Here is an 18,120-nt window from a genome sequence, read left to right on the forward strand (position 1 = left end):
CGTCAATTCTTGCTGATGCGCAGGGCGAGCGCCGGGCACATCGCGACCGCCTTGCGCGCCCCCGGCCGTAGCCACTGCGGCACCGCCGTGTCGGGGAACGCCGGGAAACCGTTGGCGTCCAAGCGAATCAGCTCGGGCACCACATGCGCGCACAGCCCATGGCCGTCGCACCGGGTCCAGTCGACCGTCAACCGGCCGCCGGTCGCGTCGTCGCCGGGAATCGGCAGGATGCCCTTGACCGGGTTCCCGCAGCCGTCGCCGTCGAGGTGGGCGGCCAGATCCTCGGCGAACGTCTCCAAGGCGGACACGGCGAAGCGGGAGGTCCCGTCGGGGTGGCTGCACGCGCCGCGACCACGAACCGCCCCGGCCGCGAGGCGTACGGTGTCGCGGGCGGCCGCTCCCCCGCCGACGGTCAGCGACGTCAGCGCGCGGGCGACGTCGGGCAGCCCCATCCGGCACGGTCCACACTGGCCGGCCGACTCGCCGGCCAGATACTGCACCACCCGGGCCGCTTCGCCGAGCGCGCAGGTGTCCGCGCTCAACGGCAGAATGATCCCCGCGCCCAGCACTCCGCCGACGGCCGCCAGGCCCTCGCGGGAGATCCGCGCCGATCGCGCCGCCCGCGCGGTGATCCACTTTCCGTGGAATCCGCCGACGAGTACGCCGGGACCGGCGCGTACGCCGCACAGGTCGAGCACGTCCGCGAGCGGTGTTCCGAGCGGAACCTCCACGACGTGCGGCGTGGCCACCGCACCGCCGACGGTGAGCAGCACCGTTCCGGGTTCGGTGGCAGTGCCGAGGCGGCTGTAACCGTCCGGCCCCAGGCGCGCCGCCATGGCCAGCTGCGCATAGGTCTCCGCATTGGACAACAGGGTGGGCAGGCCGCGTACGCCGGCATCGCTGGCACGGCTCTTGCGGCCGGGCGGGATCGGCACCTCGCCGTTGATCCCCCGGACCAGTGCGCCGCCCTCGCCGGAGATGAACCGGTGCGGGACGGTGACGACCTGGGTCGTGGTCGGCATGCTGCGTTCGGCGAGCGCGGTCAGCACCGAGCGGCTGCTGACCCCGTCGTCGGCGACGCCGATCACGATCTCGGTCGCGCGCAGGGCGTACGCCGCCAGGGCCGCGCCGTCGAGGATCAGATGCGGTGCCCGGGTGAGCAGCATCTTGTCCTTCCAGCTGGCCGGCTCCCCCTCGGTCGCGTTGACCACGACGACCGTGCCGGCCCCGGTACGCCGGGCCGACGCGACCACCGCCCGCAGCTTGCGCGCGAACGGGAACGCTGCCCCGCCCCGGCCCCGTAGCTCGATCAGTTCCGCCAGGTCGGTCAGGCTGTCGAGGTGCAACGGCTGGAGGCCGCCGTGCACTTCGTTGTGCGTACGCATGTCGACGCGCTGAAGCCGGTCGAGTCCGGCGGTCAGCCGCCGAGGTCCGATGACCGCGACCTCGGGCAGTCTTCTCACGAGAGATCCTCTCCGCGCAGCACGGCCCAGTACTCGTCGTCGGAGACGGTCTCGAACGCCTTGCGGGGCTGGGCCGGAATGACCGGCGCGGCGGGCGGGCTGACCGGCGCGGCGCTGGCAGGCGGCCTCGCGGGCGGTGGGTTTTTGGGCGGCGGGCTTGCGAGCGGTGAACTCGCGGGCCGCCGGACGGTCGTGAGTGGAGCGAGTGGGACAGGCTCGCGCACGGTGCGGCGCTGCACCGGCGGCGGCAGCGGGACCTCGACCGGAATGCGCGGTAGCGACCCGGTGGTCTGCGCCTTGGGCGTGGTACGCAGCCGGCGGCCCCAGCGGACGCTGAGCCGGACCGCCAGCCCGGCCCCGACGAGCAGTACGCAGACCACATAGCTCACGGTGACCCAGGTGGCCGGCGAGCGACCGGAGGTGAGCCCGTGCACGATGGCCATCGGCCAAGCCGCGTACGCGCAACTGTGCACGGCCCGCCACACCCACGGGTGCGCGAAGTCGGCGAAGCGGCCCCGGACGGCGCCCGTCCACGCGGCGATCGCCAGCCCGTATCCGGCCAGGGTGCCGAGCCCGATGACGGCCGTGTGCCGCGACGCCAAGAACGGCAGCACCACGTCGAGGATGCCGACGTGCGCCTCCATCACCTTCACGACGACGTGGCAGAACAGGAAGGCGACGGCCGCCGTCGCGGTCGACCGGTGCGCCGCCTGCAGCAGTACGCGATGCCGCACGAGCAGCACCAGCCGATCGGTCGCGGCGAGCCCGGCCATCACCGTGATCGACAGCGCGACCAGGCAGAAGACCCCGGCGTAGAAGTCGAGGAACCGGTGGCACATGCCGAGCACGTGCTCGCCCGGCGGGGTGAAAGCGGCGGCCAGCAGCAGAACGGCAGCGGCCGCCAGCGCCTTGCGGCCCGACGGCCGGCTGGGCCGGCTTCGAAGTGCGTTCGCCATTGCACCAGTCCCGTGGTGTGTGACGTGCGACCCCTCGGTCATTTGTCTTCGGCGGCACCGTCGTTGGGTCCGCCGGACCTCCAAGTGGGCTATCCGGATAGGTCGTCCGGATGACTTTCTATCCCCGTTGGGAGGAGAACTCAAGAGCTCCTGCGTCGTGACTCCGTCACACAGCGTCCGCATCAGGACCCCGAGCCCTCGACGAGAAAGGGTGGCGCCGGTCTCGGCACCACCCTTCTTGCTGGGACGTCAGGTCAGGCGGTTCGGGCGAGGAACGCCTTCACCCGCTCGAACGCGTCCGCCGCGGCCTCCTCGTGCCCGGCCTCGCCGAAGTGGTTCTTCTCGAAGAAACCGTGCGGCTGCCCGGAATACACCACGATCTCGTGATCCTTGCCCGCCTCCGCGAGCGCCTTCTCGAACGCGGCCGCCACCGTCGGCGGCACCGGCTTGTCCAGTTCGCCGAACAGGCCCAGGACCGGGCAGCGTACGCCGGCCACGAAGTCGTCCGGCAGCGCCTCGTCCTGCCCGATCGCCCCGTGGTAGGGGCAGAACGCGATCGCGCCGGCCAGACCGAGATCCTCGGTCGCGGCGTGCAAGGCGATCGCGCCGCCGAGGCAGAAGCCCAACGTGTACGCCGGGCCCTCCCCACCCACGTGGGCCAGCGCTGCGCGGACGTCATCGACCACATTGGACCGGCGCAGCGCGTCGACGTGCGGATCGTTGTCGAAGTCTTCGCCCCGCGCCCCGGTTCCGGCCGTACGCCCGAAGTAGTCGATCGCGATGACGACCGCGCCCGTCTCAGCGAACCGTCGGGACAGATCGCCGACCACGGGCCGCAGACCGCCGACGTCGGTCAGCAGGACGATCCGGGCCCCGGTGGGGTGGGCCGGCCTCGCGGTGTACGCCCCGAAAGTGCTGCCGTCGGCGCTGGTCAGGACGATCTCGTCGAGCGGCGGGACGGCTGGAGTCTCTTCATAACACACGCGCCATGTCTAGCGCGACACCGGAAGATCACCAAAGCCATTTTCAGACGTCATCGAGCACGGTGGAGCTGACTGCTCGTGGACTCCTGGGCAGTTGATCGTGGCGAGAAATGGTCGCCCTGGCAGCCATTCCTCGCCTAGATCAACGCAAGGCCCCAGGGCTGGTTGGCCGATTCCTTCAAGACGACCCCTGCCGGTCTGCTTACGGTGGGCATATGAGCACTTCGCAGGTACGCCGAGCAGCCGACTTCATCTGGCTGACCGGCCGCGTACTCGATCAGCGCCGGCTGGAGCACTTCCTTCACGGCAGCAGCGCAAGCGAGGGAGTCGAAGCAGCCCTGGCCGCCTACGAAACCGCTGACGGCGCGTACGCGTACGGCCTGGAACCGGACATCAAGGGCCCGCTGCCGCAGCCGCTCACGGTCATGACCGCCTTGCGGCTGCTGGACGAGATCGACGCACTGGACCAACAGCGGGCCGAGCCGATGATCCGCTGGCTGGGCGGACACGCCGCGGCGGACGGCGGCCTCCCGGCGCTGCTGCCTACGATGCGCGACTTTCCGCATCCGCCGTGGATCGAGCCGCCGACCGAGCCGCAGGGCGGGCTGCTGCCGACCGCCCGCATCGCCGGGCTGCTGTTCAAGCACGGTGTGACGGCGCCCTGGCTCACCGCCGCGACGGAGTTCTGCTGGGCTGGGCTCGACGCGATGACCACCACCCATCCCTACGAAGTTCACTGTTGCGTGGTGTTCCTCGACCACGTGCCCGACCGCGTACGCGCGGCGAAGGCGGCCGACCGGCTCGGCGAACTGGTCCGCGAGCAGGAGCTGTTCCAGGGGCAGCGGGTCGTCCCCGGCTATGCGGAGACCGAGTTCCACTACCCGTACGACTTCGCGCCGAGGCCCGAGAGTGTGGCCGCGCACTGGTTCACCGACGCCGAGATGTCGTCCAGTCTGGACAGGCTGGTTGCGGATCAGCAGCCGGACGGCGGCTGGCAGATCAGCTGGCGGCGCTGGGCGCCCACCACCGAGAGCGAGGCCCGGCCCGGCGTCACGATCGAGCGGCTACACACCCTGCGGGCGTGGAACCGGCTGCCCTGACCAGCGGCGTACCTCTCGGCTCAGATGCGCCTGGTCGGCGTACCCGGCGTCGTGCGCCACGCGGGCGAGTTCGACGCCGTCGGCCGCCGCCCGGCTCGCCCGCCCGAACCGCAGCACCTGCTCCAGCGTCTTGGGCCCGTAGCCGACCGCCGCGACGACCTTGCGGCGCAGGTTGCGCTCGGACACCCCCAGGTCCGCGGCCAGGCTCGGCACGGGCGGCGGCTCGGCCTGATCGAGCGCCCGCGCCGCGGCCATCACCAGCGGCTCGGGCGCGTGCCGCGCGACGCGCCGGGCCAGCGTCTCCTCCAGCACACGGGCGGCTTCCGGCTCGCGTTCCATCAGCTCCATCAGCTTGTACGCCGTACCGCCCCACAGGTCGGTCAGGTCCACCTGCTCGTCCGTCAGCGCCGAGACCGGCGTACTGCCGGTGAGCAGGCGAGCCGCCCCGGGCCGCAGCCGGATGCCGGCGATCGACGTGCCCGGGGTCAGCGGCACGTCCCGGGGACGCGTGTCCGGGCCGACGACCTGCAGCCGCCCGTCCATCCAGAGGAGATCGACGCAGCCGTCCGGCACGACGAGCGCGGAGACCCCGGCCGCCGCCGGTACGCGACGCACCCAAGTGCACGCGACCCACGGAGTGAGGACTCCGAGGCGGGCCGGGGTCTCGGCGTACATGCCTCGACCGTAACGCGGCGTCAGAGGTCCCGCCGCTGGAAGGCCAGCCCGGCGAGGCCGAGGACCAGCACCACCCATACCGCTGCCCAACCCAGGTACGCCCCGGTCAGCGGTGCCTGGCTGACCAGCGGACTGCCGAGCATCTGCGGCCCGAGCAGGGCGGGGTCCTGGAAGGCGTACATGGCGCCGTGCCACAGACCGTCGGTCGGCAGGATCATCTGCGACACCGAGCCCACCCGCGCGACGCTGTCGTTGTTCAGCGCCTGCCCGATCCCGCCGACCACGCCGGCGACCCAGGCCGAACCGAACAGCCCGACCGCGACGATCCCCGACGCCATAGGGGAGACGGCGGTGGACAGCAGCAGACCCAGCGTCAGCAGCGCCGTCGTCTGCGCGGCGAGCAGCAGCAGTCCGACGACCGGCTGCGGCGGCCAGTAGCCCACGGTGAACCGCACGATGAGCAGCTGGGCGAGGCCCGCCGCGATCACGAACCCGCAGCCGAACACGACCAGGCCCAGCCATTTGCCGAGCAGGACCGCGAAGCGGCGGACCGGGCGGGCGAGAACGGCCAGCGCGATGCCCGACTCGACCTCCCCGGACAGGGTCGGCCCGGCGAGGAACGCCGTGCCGAGCGCGGCGATCAGGCTCAGGCCGAACATGACCAGGTTGAGCACCACGCCGCTGGCGATCCGGGCCTCGCCGCTGGTGAGCCCGCCGAACTCGGCGTCGATCCGGGAGAAGCCCCAGCCGCTCAGCGTCAACAGGATGACGGTGAGCACCGCCAGCGCCCGCAGCACCTTGCGGCGAGCCACCTCTCGCAGGGTCAGGGCGGCGATGGTCAGGACAGTGTGGACGGTCATCGGGGCTCCTCGCCGTTCCCGGTACGCAGAATGTCCAGCAGCCGCTGTTCGAGACTGATCCGGCCGAGGTCGACCGCGTGGACGCGTACGCCGAATCCGACGAGCGCGGTCACCAGGTCCGGCACGGCCGCCGTGACGTCGGTGTCGCCCGGCAGTTCCAGGGCGTAGTCGTCGGCGGTCCGCACGACTCGGCCGGTGGCCGCGAGCCGCGCGTACGCCGCCTCGCTCACCTCGGTGAGCCGGAGTCGCAGTTCCCGCTGACCGAGCAGGTCGGCGAGCGTACCGGCGGCGGCGACCTTGCCGTGGTCGAGGATGACCACGCGATCGCAGACCCGTTCGACCTCGCCGATGAGGTGCGAGTTGAGCAGGACGGCGACCTGCCGGGCCTTCAGCTCCAGCACGATGTCCCGGACGTCGGCGCGGCCGAGGGGGTCCAGGGCGCTGGTCGGCTCGTCGAGCACCACCAGCTCAGGACGGGCCACGAGGGCCAGGGCGAGCCCGAGTCGCTGCTGCATGCCCTTGGAGAAGCCGCCGACCCGATCCTGCCGCCGATCGCCGAGGCCGACCGTGGCCAGGCAGGCGTCCTGCTCCGCCACCGGTACGCCGATCCCGGCGAGCCGGACGTGCAACGCGACCACCTCGGCCGCGGTGAGCCAGGGTTGGTACCGGAAGAGTTCGGGCAGGTAGCCGACACGGGCGCGGGCCGGCGGCTCGGTCGCCGGTCGGCCCAGCAGCAGTATCTCCCCCGCGTCCGGCCGGACGAGCCCCAGCAGCGACTTGATGACCGTGGTCTTCCCCGCGCCGTTCGGTCCCAGCAGGCCGACGACCTCGCCCCGGCCGACGCTGAACGAGACGCCGTCCACCGCGAGTCGGCGGCGATAGCGTTTGCGCAGGCCGGAGCACCAGACGGCGGTGCCGTCGGGCGACTGGCCGACCGAGGTGGGCTCGGCGGCGGACACGGTCGTCACCGCGGTCACCGCAGTCCCCGCGCCACGGCGAGCACCTCGTCGGCGTTCAGCGATCCCGCCACGGCGGTGACGACGCCGTGATCGGTCCACACGACCGCCGACAGGACCCCGTCGCGTGTGGTGACGACGGTGGCCGGTACGCCCCCGACGTCCGCCGACGAGCTGGTCATCGAGTCCGCCGAGATCGGCAACGGCAGTGTCGTGCCGTCGCCGGCGAAGGTACGCAGTTGCGCCGCGACCTCCGGGGGCAGCAGCGACAGGGACAGCAGGTAGTCCCGGGCGGCGACGAACGGAATCCCCGACGCGTACGCCGTCGGCGCGACCATCCGCGCCACGATCAGCGACGGCATCGAGCCGGACGTCGACCAGGTCGCGGCGAGCCCGGGCCCGGCGACCAGCCGGAACCGGCTGCCGTCCAGCCCGGCCGGGGCCGGTGGCGCCGACTTGCCCGCCGCTGCCAGGGTCTGCGCCGTCTTCGCCGCGGAGAAGGTGAACTCCGCGCTCGCCCGGCCGCCCGCCCGGTACACCGGTACGCCGTGCACCCCCTTGGGCAGCGCGCTCACACGCGGGACGGTCAGCCCGGTGGCCGCCTGCGCCGCAGCGGCGCCGGCGACTTCGCGTACGGCGGGCTTCTCCGTCACGGTCAGTTCGCCGAAACCGGTCAGGTCCGGCAGCCGGACGAGTTCCGCTGTGGACACGCTGACCGGCGCGATCCGCTCGGTCTGGAAGACCGGCAGCCAGTCGGTCGCGCCCGCGACACCGGCTCCAGCCAGTACCGCGACGACGCCGGCCACGGCGATCACCGGGCTGCGCAGCAGGCCCTTCCTCAGATGGCGCATGACGGTTCGGCTCCTTTCGCAGGGCGGCTTCGGCCCAGCGGCCGGAGCACTACCCCTAGAAGTAGCATGCATGGCAGTGCGATGCATAGTAGTTCTAGGTATAGTCTCACACGGCGTGCGCTGCGTCACACGCGGAACCTTCGGCGTACAAGTCGTCTCTGGATCGGTGACATCGGAGAACCGTGAGGGGAGAGACGGCCGTGACCGAGACGTTGCCGACCGATTGGACGCGCTGGGCCAGGCGGCTTGCCGCCGGCGTGCTGGGCGTGGACGCCGCGCTGCATGTCTACTGGCTGACCGGGGCGACCTGGCCCGCTGTCGACGAACGAGCGTTGTCGCTGGCGGTCCTGGGCTTTCCGGCGCCCTTCACCGCGCGGATCCTGATTCCGCTGGCGCTCGCGCTGACGGTGGCGGCCGTGGCGCTGTGGCGCGGCACCGGACGACTGGCCCGGCTGATCGCGCTGGCGGTCGCCGTGGGCACGGCCGTGCAGGTGCCACCCCGGCTCGCCTGGGCGGTCGGCCTCGGCAGTCCCACGGACGGAGCCGTCTTCCGCTGGCTCAACGTGCTGCTCTACCTGCCGCTGTGCGCACTGCTCGCGCTCGTGGCGTTCCGGGTCGCCCGGGGCGGCACGCCGATGCGGGTGAGAGCCTTCCGCTTGTGACTGATTCGTCCGAGCCGGCGCTGGTCCGGCGGGCCCAGGCCGGGGACACCCTGGCCATGGTGGGCCTGCTGGACCGGCTCACGCCGTACGTCGGCCGGATCTGCGGGGCCATCGCGCTCGGTGGCGGGCCGGACGCCGCCCAGGAGACGCTCATCGCGGTCTTCCGGGGGCTGCGGGGTCTCACGCACCCCGAGGCACTGCGGGGCTGGGTCCGGGCGATCGCCGTCCGCGAAGCGGTCCGGGTCGCGCGGCGCGACGGCGGCGTGCCGGCCGACCTGACCTCGGTTCCGGCCAGGGGCGATCCCCAGCTGGCCGCCGACGTCCACGACGTGCTGCGCAGGCTCTCCCCGGAGCACCGGGCGATCCTCGTGCTCCGGGATCTGGAAGACCTCGACGAACAGACCGTCGCGGCGATGCTCGAAGTACCCAAAGGCACCGTGAAATCCCGGCTCGCCCGAGCGCGGGCGAGTTTCCGAAAGGCGTGGACCGAATGAGCGACGCTCCACAGTGGCCGACCGCTCGCCTCGACGAGATCGCGCGCTTCCGGGCGCTCGCGGCGGGCGTACGCGGAGCCGCGGTGACCGAGCGGGTCGTCGCCGCTCCGTTCGACGACGTCTGGGCGGTGCTGTCGGACTTCGAGGGCTCGTTCGGCCTCATCGAACCCGACATGCACCGCGTACGCGTCATCGCCCGCGACGGGGAGCACCTCGAACTCCTCGCCCGCAGTCGCTGGGGCTTCCGCGCCCGGCTGATCGGCGTACACCGGCCGGGGTGGTTCTGGGCGCAGAGCCGGTTCCTGCTCCTCGGCATGGCAGCCACCGCCGCGCCCGACGGGCGTACGCGGGTCGCGTTGACCGGCGGCATTCGCATCCCCGGACGCGCCGCGTTGATGCCTCTCGGCGTACGCCGGGCCGCCGTCGGCGCGCTAGGTCGGCTCGACCGCGCGGTCGGGTGACACACTGGGGAACCATGGATGAGACGCCGACCGCACGGCAGAAGCGGGTCTGGGACAGGTCCGCGCCGAGCTACGACCGCCAGATCCAGCTGTTCGAGCGGATCTGGTTCACCGGCGCCCGGGAATGGCTCGGCGAACGGGCCTCGGGCCGGGTGCTGGAGGTCGCCATCGGGACCGGCCGCAATCTGCCGCACTACCGGCCCGGCGTCACCGTCACCGGGATCGAGCTGAGTCCGGAGATGCTGGCGTACGCCCGCCGCCGGGCGGCCGACCTCGGCATGCCGGCCGATCTGCGGGAAGGCGACGCCGAGCACCTGCCGTTCGACGACGACTCGTTCGACACCGTGGTCTGCGCGTTCTCGCTGTGCACGATCCCGAGGCCGGCCGCCGCCGTCGCCGAGATGCGGCGCGTCCTGCGACCCGGCGGCGACCTGCTCCTGGTCGACCACATCGGCAGCACCTGGCCGCCCATCCGGGCCGGTCAGTGGCTCCTGGAACGGCTCACCATCCGCGCCGCCGGCGAACACTTCACGCGCCGTCAGCTTCCGCTGGTACGCCAAGCCGGGTTCGACGTCGTCGAGGCCGAACGCCTCAAGGCGGGCTCCATCGAACGCATCCACGCCCGCAAGTGACGCCTCAGGCGGCGAGTGCGCCGCCGTACGCCTCGATGACCCGGCGCGGCACGCCGGCGTTCAGGCAGTCGCGGACCGCCTCGGCTCCGGCGGCGGACAGTCGCCGGGAGTTGTAGGCGAGCACGTCCCCTACGCCGGCCAGTTCCCGGAGCAGGGCACTGTCCGCATCGGATGGTGGGCTGTGCTGCGCCGCCGTTCCGGCCACCGCGATCTGCCCGGCGTCGGCCCGCGCGATGGACGCGACGTGGTCGAGGCCCCAGTGGTGGTGGCGGACGAGGATCGCCCCGTGAAGGTGGCGGGCGGCGAGGGTGGAGCTGGCGTACATGTCGAGGAAGCGCAGCCACTGGGCGCAGTGCGCCACCCGCTCGACGGGATCATCGGGCAGGTAGGGCTCGATCCGGGCGCTCGGCAGCGCACGGGTGGCGAGCGTGTGCGACCGGGTCATCAGCTGCCGTAGGCGTACGGACAGGTGCTGGTAGCGGGTGAGCAGCACACCCGGGCGCTCCAGCTGGTCCGGCGTACGCGTCCAGTCCACCACGACGTGCATGCGCTCGGCGTGGCTGCGGTGACCGCAGGTCGCCTTGGCGGTGTCGGAGTAGGACCAGTCGTACCGGTCGACGAGGAAGGCCGCCGCCTCGTCCCGGGCGACCAGCGCCCGCCGGTACGCGGTGCGCAGTTCGACGTCGAGGGCGAGGACGCCGACGGCGCCTTGGTCGGGATGGCTGTTCTCGAGCGTGGTGAGGTGCCGATCGAACGACTCCACGTCCACGTCGGCGAGGGCGTCATAGTCGGTCATTGATCCAACGGTAACAGGAAGATCACGGAGCGTGAGAGGGCACGGTGACCGCGGTCACCGTGCGTATCGCCATAGGGCGGATAGTCGAAAGCTGAGGTCAGCGGTAGAGGCGGGCCAGCTCGGCCACGGTGGCGGCGATCCGGTCGCGCAGTGTCAGCGGTTCGAGCACCTCGATCACCGGGCCGAGGCGCAGAAACTCGCGGGTCGCGTGGGTCTCCGACTCGATCGGCAGGCGGGCCAGCAGCCAGCCGTCCGGTTGCGGCTCACCGGCCGCCGCCGCGTCCGCGACGGCCTGGCCCAGGAAATGGCGCACGTTGTCGACCGCCGCCGGGTCCAGCCGCACCAGCGCCTCGCCGCGGTGCAGCCGCGCGCGGAAATCCTGAATATGTTCCTGCCAGTACGCCGCCAGGTCGAACCCGACCGGCCAGTCGAACCGCTCGGCCAGTACGGTCAGCGCCCGGATCTGGCTGACCCGGAAGGTACGCACACCGCGGCGCGCGTGCGCGACGAGGTACCACTTGCCAGCCTTGAGCACCAGCCCGTACGGCTGGAGCCGGTGCTGGGCGACGTCCTTCCAGTTCTCGTACTCGACGTCGAGAAGGTGCTGCTGCCAGACGGCGTCGGCGACGTCGGCCAGGTAGGGGCAGTTGTCGGCGTCCTGATACCAGCCGGGCGTGTCGAGATGGAATCGCTCGCGCATCCGGGTCGCCCGTTCGCGCAGCGCCTGCGGGAGCGCGGCGGTGAGCTTGAGCTGGGCGGCCGCGACCGCCTCGGCCAGCCCCAGCGCGGCGGCCGCCCCCGGCAGCCCGGCCAGCGGCAGCCCGCGCGCCTCGTCGGCGGTCAGCCCGGTCAACTGGGTCTGATACCCGGCGACGAGCTGGTAACCGGACGGGTCGGCGTAGATCGGGATGCCGGCCGTGCTCAGCGCCACCGTGTCGCGATAGACCGTGCGGACCGAGACACCCAGTTCCGCCGCGAGCTGGGCCGCGCTGAGCCGCCCCCGCGACTGGAGCAGCAGCAGGAGGGCGACAAGACGATCGGCTCGCACGATCTCAGTCTCCCGCAAACCACTGACAGAACATGTCAGGGGTACGCCCCTAACGTCTCCAGACATGCGAAACACGGATTTCGACTTCCTCACCGGAGCCTGGACCAGCCACCAGCGTCGCCTGGTCAAGATCCTCGACGGAAGCGACGAGTGGTACGGATTCGACGCGACCCTGGACTGCCAGGTGCTCCTGGACGGCAACGGCGTCTTCGACGTCCTGCGATCGCCGGAGCGCGATCTCGAAGGCATCACGCTGCGGCTGTACAACCCGGACGAGAAGACCTGGCGGATCTGGTGGGCGTCCAAGACCTCCGGCGGCATGCTCGACGAGCCGGTCGTCGGCCGGTTCGAGGACAACGTCGGCACCTTCGAGTGCGACGACACCTGGAACGGTCAGGCCATCCGGGTCCGCTACCGGTGGACGGCCGTGGACCCGGAGCACCCGCGCTGGGAACAGTCGTTCTCGCCGGACGGCGGTCAGACCTGGGAGGTCAACTGGACCGCCGAGTTCGCCCGGCGTACCGGCTGACGGTCGACCAGACGGCGTCCGGCGCTTCCTCGGGGGCGAAGTGACCGGCGCCGGGAATCAGGGCGCACTCCAGAGTGGATGCTCCGGCCTCGCGCAGGCCGGCGGCGTACGCGTCGAGGTCGCCGGGTTCGTGGTCACCGCGTAGGTAGAGCAGCGGCGTGCGTACCTCGGTGGTGTCCGCGTTGTCCTTCGCGTCGTCGGGGAAGGCGCGATACCAGTCGAAACCCGCCGTCAGGGCGGCGTCGGACGCGTACGCGGCGGCGTACGCCCGGCGGGTCTCGGGTTCGATCCGGGCGGGGTCGGCCGCCAACGCGTCGTAGAAGAAGTCGAAGTACGCGCGTTGGCGGCCGCGCACCAGTTCCTCCGGCAACCCGGGAACCTGGTGCAGGCCGAAGTGCCAGATCCTCGGGTTGCGCTCGACCTCGGCCCAGGGGTCCACGCCAGGAACGGCGACATCCATGATCACCGCCCGGCCCAGGTCGCCGAACATCCGCCAGTACGTGTACGCGATCATGCCGCCGACGTCGTGCCCGACGAGCGTGACATCCTCGAGCCCGAGCGTGATGACCAGCTCGTGCACGGTCCGGGCGAGGTCACGCTTGGTACCACCGGTCGATCCGCTGGACTCGCCCACGCCCGGCAGATCCACCGCGACGACGTGGGCGTCCGGCTCGGCCCGAGCCATCACGGGCCGCCAGGCCGGCCAACTCTCCGGCCAGCCGTGCAGCAGCACGAACGAGGGCGCGCCGGCCGGACCCGCTTCGACCACGTGGATCGAGGCGTCGCCGACGGTGAGCTGAGAATGACGTTCCCGCATGCCGACGGTGTGCCCTGGACAGCGAGGCCGAAACCTCGCCGCCCAGGACATCCGTGGTGACCGCGCCGCCGTCAGCGCTGCCCGCAGCAGGCGTACCGCGTCGGCGACGACATACGACCCCGGGGAGGCCGGGCCGGCGGGATCACCAGACGCCCATGACCACTCGGCCGCCGGCGAGGTCCACGTCGAACGTTCCGGAGTCGTACCAGCCCGCCGGGCCGGTGTAGGACCATCCGCTCAGCCAGACGTGATAACGGAAATCAGGCCCATAGTCGTACGCCACGATGACGTCTTCGCGTCCGTCGTCGTCGACGTCTCCGACCGCCATCCGATTGCCTACTTCGCTGAGGGTGTATCCGGAGGTGACCTCCCAGTCCGGGCTGGCCAGGGTGAACTGCGTACCGCTCGCCGTCCACCGGAACAGCCGGGCGTGACTGCCCCCGTACGTGTAGAACAGTGCGGGCTCGTCGTCGCCGTCACCGTCGAAGTCCCCGACGACCATCCGGTCCGCCACATTGTTGAGATCGAATCCGCCGGACTGGTAATAGCCGTTGGGTCCACTGTAGCCAGTCGCGGCGTTCCAGACATGGAATCGGAAATACGTGCCATACGAGTACGCCGTGATCAAGTCGTCGCGACCGTCCCGGTCCACGTCGCCGGCAGCGAAGCGGCCGGCCACGTTGGCCAGGTCGTAGCCGCTCGCCACGCTCCAGTCGCCGGACGTCGTCTTCGTCAGCGCCGTCCCGTCGGACAGGAACCGGTGGATCCGGGCTCCGGTCGTCCCGCTGACGGCCTCGAAGAGCGCGAGGTCGGTGCAGCCGTTGCCGTCGAAGTCCCCGGCGGCCATCCGGTTGCCCACCGATGACGGCGTGACCGCCGCTGTCCCCCAGACCTTGGGCCCGGCCGATAGCGCCGTGCCGTCCCAGACGTCGAACCGCAGCGCGCCGCCCGTGTCGAAGCCGACCGCGAGATCGTCGACGCCGTCGCAGGTGAAGTCGCCGGAGACCAGCCGGTCACCCACCTTCGACAGGTCGTACCCGGAACCCTGGATCCAGCCCTGGCCCGACTGGAACGCCGTCATCGTCGAGGTCCAGCGGCTCATCGTGGCGTCGCTCGTGGCGCCGGACAACATGACCGGTGCGGCCGGTCGCCCGTACCACTGGGTCATCATGAGGTGGTTCTCGGTGTGAGTGCCCACGGCGACGGACTGGGTGGCGAATTTGCGGCCGCTGCTGCTCGAGGCCGCGAACAGGCCGCCCTTCATGCCGGCCGGCGCCGAGTTCACCAGCGTGGTGGGGTTGAGCTTGAGGAAGGTGCCCACGGCCGTGCCGTAGAGGTAGCCGTCCCGCGAGTCGAACGTGAGATTGACCGCGCGCGGGTTGAAGCTCGTGGTCCAGGTGTAGTCGACCAGCGTCGTGCTGCTGAGCAGCTGGCGCGTGGTGACGTTGAAGCGGAACGCCTTGCCCGCGGTGACGCCGACGAGGACGTTGGGGTCGGAGCCGAAGGCCAGCCCGTTGACGCCCAGCTCACCCGCGAGCGGCGTGGCCTGCCAGAGCTTCGTTCCGGTCTCGACGTCGAGGGCGAAGATCTTGCCGCTGCTCTGCGGCGCGATGGTGCAGCAGTTCAGCGTGCCGCCGTAGAGCACCCCGTTCTTGTAGACGAGCGAGCTGATCTCGCCCGCGCCCGCGATGCCGTTGAAGACGCGGACCGCACCCGTCGCCGGGTCGTACAGCGTGACCGCGCCTTCGGTCTGGGAGTTCTTCGGGCTGGTGCCGACCGCCACGTACTTCCCGGCCGAGATCACCGTCCAGGGCCGCTCCTGACCGTAGCTTTGCAGGTCGAACAGTTTGCGCGGATTGGCGGAGTCGAACGGCAACGCTGGGTCGTACTCGTAGAGCGCGCCGTTGGGGTATACCCCCAGATACAGCTTGCGGCCGTGGCTGGCCATGCCCTCGGCCTGATGCGCCCAGCGGTACTCGTGCCACGCCTCGGCGTCGGGGTCGTACCCGGCGAAGCCGCCCGCGAAATACCCGCCCAGGTACGCCCAGCCGTTGGGACCGATCCCCAGCGAGCGCAAGGAGGTCAGCACCGGCTGGAAGCCGACGTCGACCCAGTTCACCGCCGAACCGGTGTGGGTGACCAGGTCGTAGCGGAGGATCGAACCGTCGGCCTGCCCGGACACCACCATCTCGTGCCCGGTCGCCGGGTCCACCACGCGCTGGATGCCCTTCGGCGCGCCCATGCCGAAGCCGGTGTGGGTCACCGCCCCGGTGTCGGCGTCGTAGCCCACCAGCTCACCCGACATCGCGAGGTAGGTCAGCCCGTCGCTGCCCTCGTCGGAGACGGTCGGACCGGCGTACCCGGGGATCTCGCGGACCCACTGCTGGGTCACCAGGTCGTAGAGCCACGCCTTCGCCGACGACGTCCCGCCGACGAAGTAGACGTAAAGGTAGTCGCCCGCGTCGTCGAGCTGATAGGTGTACATGTCGTTCGGAACGCCGGGTGGCAGTGGGATGTCCACATGGGTGTCGGTCGCCGGGTCGTACCGGACGAACCGCGTGAACTGCCCGAGCCCCGCGTAGACCTTGCCTTTGGCGTACTCGACTGAGCGCACGTACTTATAGGTGTCGCCGAAGCTGTCGCGGGTCGTCCAGTTCGACCCCGGCGACCAGCTCGTCAGGAGGCCCGCCGGAGCCGGCTTGATGAATCCCTGGAACGTGCCGACCCACAGGTTGCCCTGGTCGTCGGTGTCGCCCTCCCAGAGGAAGCTCGTCCCCGCCGAGGGCGCTCCCAGGTCGGTGAGCGTACGCCCGGTGTAGGTCAGCCGAAACGCATGGCCTTCGCCGTATGTCGTGACGTAGACGTACTTGCCGTCCGCGGTGACCGAGACACCCCAGGCGCCTTCGGCTCCGCCCAGCGGATACCGGGCGACCATCTTCCCGGCGAACGGGTCGACCTCGGCCAGGTACGCCGGATCGCCCTCGGCCGGAGCGCCGCTGATCGCCAGCCACGTCCGGACCTTGCCGTCGGACATGCGCGCCGTCTCACCACCCGCCGCCGTCACCCCCTTGACCGGCGGGCGGCCCAGGTCGATCGACTTCGGATACGGACCGGCCGCTTGGGCGGGCCGTGCCGGGCTCACTCCACCTACGACGGTGGCGGCCACGACCAGAAGTAGTGCCGGCAATCCGGCAAGAAACGAACGACGTCGATGACGAAGCATGGACGGACGATATTCCGGTCTAGACCGGTAGTCAATGACCGCCGTCAGTTTCTTCCCGTCTTCGCTGGATCAGGGATCCGCGTCGAATCTTCCGCCGAGATTCGGCCCAGATCCCTGATCCGCCCTCCGCACGGCCGTGTGCTTGGCCCTAGGCAGGGACGGGCTCAGCCGAACTGGCCCGGCCGGTAGTCGCCGGCGGGCTGCTTCACGGCGATGTTCATGCGGTTCGCCGCGTTGATGAGCCCGATCACCAGTACCAGCAGGCCGAGTTGCTCGTCGTCGTAATGCTTGGCGGCCCGGTCCCACACGTCGTCGCCGATTCCGCCGGCTCCGTCGGCGATCCGGGTCGCCTCCTCGGTCAGCTCCAGCGCGGCCCGTTCGGCCTCGGTGAACACCGTCGACTCCCGCCAGGCCGCGACGAGGTTGAGGCGTACCGGTGTCTCTCCGATGTGGATCGCATCTTTGAAGTGCATGTCGGTGCAGAATCCGCAGCCGTTGATCTGACTGGCCCGCAGCATCACCAGGTTCTGCGTCGCGGCCGGCAGATTCGAGTCCGCGAGGGTCTTGGCCGCCGTGTAGAAGTGCCGCAGGACTTTGGCCGCGACCGGGCTTTCGGTGAGGTTCAATCGTGCTTCCATGCCCTCGAGACGAGACGGCGCCGTCCGGCTGTGACATCACGTGGGCTTGGTCACGGTCAGCAGCTCGCCGGGGCTGCAGTCGAGGGCGTCGCAGATCGCGGTCAGGGTGCTGAAGCGTACGGCGCGGGCGTGGCCGTTCTTGAGGATCGAGAGGTTGGCGACCGTCACCCCGACGATCGCCGACAACTCGACCAGCGTCATCCCCCGCGCCGCGAGCACCTCGTCGAGGTGGACCTCGATGCGATGCTCGGCCGACTCCCCCATCAGATCACCGTGTCCAGCTCGGTCCGCATCGCTACGCCGCGCGCGATGAGCTGACCGAACCCGGCGAAGATGAACGCCACGAAGACCCACGGCAGCAACGGCGGCGTCGACACGAACGCCCCGCCGTCGCGCAGGACCGTCGTCGAGAGCACCCAGAGCGCGACGATCGCGACCGCCCACGCTCCGGCGCCGCCGAACGCGGTGATCTTCGCCAGCACGGTCAGGTCCTTCGCCGTACGCGACGAGAACGGGTCCTGCTCCCGCGCGATCCGCAGCAACCCCGCGAGCCGCCGGGCGATCTCGGCGATGAGCAGCAGCCCCGGCAGGACCGTCACCAGATACAGCAGCCGTTGCGCCAAGGACGGATCGGTCACCCGGACCATCACGGTGCCCTCTGGATCGATCTCGACGCCGGGCACGACCTTCGCCGCCGACGACGCATCCGGCGACGCATCCGGCGACCCAGCCGGCGACGCGAACGACGACAGCGACGCCGGCAGCAGGGACGTCGGCAGCTCGACGGCGACCGGCGACTTCGGGATGAACGCGATGACCAGCACCGCGACCGCGACGCACAGCGCCGCGATCTGCACGAACGTGGCGATCGCCCCCAGCCCGCGCAGCCAGTTCCCCCACTTCCGCTCTTCCATGACACACCCTCCCCGGAGTATCGAAAAACGATATGGATATCGAGAAACGATATGCCGCCGCT

Annotated in this window: 20 protein-coding genes; 6 read left to right on the top strand and 14 right to left on the bottom strand. The window is 70.9% G+C overall.

Annotated elements, in window-relative coordinates; translation table 11 throughout:
* Positions 1–2: 2 nt before the first annotated feature.
* The 3 genes from HDA40_RS13975 to HDA40_RS13985 form a co-directional block, all read right to left on the bottom strand.
* Positions 3–1,463 (bottom strand): NADH-quinone oxidoreductase subunit NuoF family protein, encoded by a 1,461-nt coding sequence (locus tag HDA40_RS13975; protein ID WP_253755744.1) that lies wholly within the window; start codon positions 1,461–1,463, stop codon positions 3–5.
* A complete protein-coding gene (locus HDA40_RS13980) occupies positions 1,460–2,419 on the bottom strand; it encodes a hypothetical protein (RefSeq protein ID WP_253755746.1) in 960 nt (319 codons plus the stop codon). Before HDA40_RS13980 ends, HDA40_RS13975 begins: the two co-directional genes overlap by 4 nt.
* Before the next feature lie 254 nt (positions 2,420–2,673).
* Positions 2,674–3,402: a dienelactone hydrolase family protein gene (locus HDA40_RS13985; RefSeq protein ID WP_253755748.1), complete on the bottom strand. Its 729-nt coding sequence runs from the start codon at positions 3,400–3,402 to the stop codon at positions 2,674–2,676.
* A 215-nt stretch (positions 3,403–3,617) separates the two neighbouring features.
* On the opposite strand from HDA40_RS13985, the gene HDA40_RS13990 reads away from it, so the two are divergent.
* Positions 3,618–4,502: a hypothetical protein gene (locus HDA40_RS13990; RefSeq protein WP_253755750.1), complete on the top strand. Its 885-nt coding sequence runs from the start codon at positions 3,618–3,620 to the stop codon at positions 4,500–4,502.
* Here the strand turns inward: HDA40_RS13990 and HDA40_RS13995 are convergent.
* The 4 genes from HDA40_RS13995 to HDA40_RS14010 are packed head-to-tail and all read right to left on the bottom strand — an operon-like array spanning position 4,467 to position 7,844.
* The gene (locus HDA40_RS13995) at positions 4,467–5,177 is read right to left on the bottom strand and encodes a helix-turn-helix domain-containing protein (protein ID WP_253755752.1); all 711 of its coding nucleotides are present in this window, start codon (positions 5,175–5,177) and stop codon (positions 4,467–4,469) included. The two genes, HDA40_RS13990 and HDA40_RS13995, sit on opposite strands and share 36 nt — an antisense overlap.
* Positions 5,178–5,197: 20 nt before the next feature.
* Complete coding sequence (locus HDA40_RS14000; protein ID WP_253755754.1) at positions 5,198–6,037, bottom strand: ABC transporter permease; 840 nt, start codon at positions 6,035–6,037, stop codon at positions 5,198–5,200.
* Positions 6,034–7,005, bottom strand: coding sequence for an ABC transporter ATP-binding protein (locus HDA40_RS14005; protein ID WP_253755756.1), 972 nt, complete (start codon positions 7,003–7,005; stop codon positions 6,034–6,036). The genes HDA40_RS14000 and HDA40_RS14005 overlap by 4 nt, the downstream gene beginning before the upstream one ends.
* A gap of 5 nt (positions 7,006–7,010) precedes the next feature.
* Entirely contained in the window at positions 7,011–7,844 is an 834-nt protein-coding gene (locus HDA40_RS14010; protein ID WP_253755758.1) for a hypothetical protein, read from the bottom strand.
* A gap of 200 nt (positions 7,845–8,044) precedes the next feature.
* Here HDA40_RS14010 and HDA40_RS14015 point away from each other — a divergent pair, with 200 nt between their 5' ends.
* From HDA40_RS14015 to HDA40_RS14030, 4 genes are read left to right on the top strand one after another with little or no spacing between them, the layout of a single operon-like run.
* Complete coding sequence (locus tag HDA40_RS14015; RefSeq protein ID WP_253755761.1) at positions 8,045–8,506, top strand: hypothetical protein; 462 nt, start codon at positions 8,045–8,047, stop codon at positions 8,504–8,506.
* Complete coding sequence (locus HDA40_RS14020; RefSeq protein ID WP_253755763.1) at positions 8,503–9,000, top strand: RNA polymerase sigma factor; 498 nt, start codon at positions 8,503–8,505, stop codon at positions 8,998–9,000. The genes HDA40_RS14015 and HDA40_RS14020 overlap by 4 nt, the downstream gene beginning before the upstream one ends.
* On the top strand, positions 8,997–9,461 hold the full coding sequence (locus HDA40_RS14025; protein ID WP_253755765.1) for a hypothetical protein: 465 nt from the start codon (positions 8,997–8,999) through the stop codon (positions 9,459–9,461). Before HDA40_RS14020 ends, HDA40_RS14025 begins: the two co-directional genes overlap by 4 nt.
* Positions 9,462–9,475: 14 nt before the next feature.
* A complete protein-coding gene (locus HDA40_RS14030; RefSeq protein ID WP_253755767.1) occupies positions 9,476–10,093 on the top strand; it encodes a class I SAM-dependent methyltransferase in 618 nt (205 codons plus the stop codon).
* 4 nt (positions 10,094–10,097) lie between these two features.
* Here the strand turns inward: HDA40_RS14030 and HDA40_RS14035 are convergent, their stop codons facing one another.
* Positions 10,098–10,889, bottom strand: coding sequence for a hypothetical protein (locus HDA40_RS14035; RefSeq protein WP_253755769.1), 792 nt, complete (start codon positions 10,887–10,889; stop codon positions 10,098–10,100).
* A 97-nt stretch (positions 10,890–10,986) separates the two neighbouring features.
* On the bottom strand, positions 10,987–11,937 hold the full coding sequence (locus HDA40_RS14040) for a helix-turn-helix transcriptional regulator (protein ID WP_253755771.1): 951 nt from the start codon (positions 11,935–11,937) through the stop codon (positions 10,987–10,989).
* Positions 11,938–12,001: 64 nt separating this feature from the next.
* On the opposite strand from HDA40_RS14040, the gene HDA40_RS14045 reads away from it, so the two are divergent.
* Positions 12,002–12,466 (top strand): hypothetical protein, encoded by a 465-nt coding sequence (locus HDA40_RS14045; RefSeq protein ID WP_253755773.1) that lies wholly within the window; start codon positions 12,002–12,004, stop codon positions 12,464–12,466.
* Here HDA40_RS14045 and HDA40_RS14050 read toward each other — a convergent pair.
* The 5 genes from HDA40_RS14050 to HDA40_RS14070 form a co-directional block, all read right to left on the bottom strand.
* The gene (locus HDA40_RS14050; protein WP_253755775.1) at positions 12,429–13,283 is read right to left on the bottom strand and encodes an alpha/beta fold hydrolase; all 855 of its coding nucleotides are present in this window, start codon (positions 13,281–13,283) and stop codon (positions 12,429–12,431) included. The two genes, HDA40_RS14045 and HDA40_RS14050, sit on opposite strands and share 38 nt — an antisense overlap.
* Before the next feature lie 142 nt (positions 13,284–13,425).
* Positions 13,426–16,470, bottom strand: coding sequence for a ligand-binding sensor domain-containing protein (locus HDA40_RS14055; protein ID WP_253755777.1), 3,045 nt, complete (start codon positions 16,468–16,470; stop codon positions 13,426–13,428).
* A 200-nt stretch (positions 16,471–16,670) separates the two neighbouring features.
* Complete coding sequence (locus HDA40_RS14060) at positions 16,671–17,144, bottom strand: carboxymuconolactone decarboxylase family protein (protein WP_253755779.1); 474 nt, start codon at positions 17,142–17,144, stop codon at positions 16,671–16,673.
* Positions 17,145–17,180: 36 nt separating this feature from the next.
* On the bottom strand, positions 17,181–17,408 hold the full coding sequence (locus tag HDA40_RS14065; RefSeq protein ID WP_253755781.1) for a helix-turn-helix domain-containing protein: 228 nt from the start codon (positions 17,406–17,408) through the stop codon (positions 17,181–17,183).
* Entirely contained in the window at positions 17,408–18,058 is a 651-nt protein-coding gene (locus HDA40_RS14070; RefSeq protein WP_253755783.1) for a DUF2975 domain-containing protein, read from the bottom strand. Before HDA40_RS14070 ends, HDA40_RS14065 begins: the two co-directional genes overlap by 1 nt.
* Positions 18,059–18,120: the final 62 nt, after the last annotated feature.

It is taken from the genome of Hamadaea flava (genome assembly GCF_024172085.1).
Lineage (GTDB): Bacteria > Actinomycetota > Actinomycetes > Mycobacteriales > Micromonosporaceae > Hamadaea > Hamadaea flava.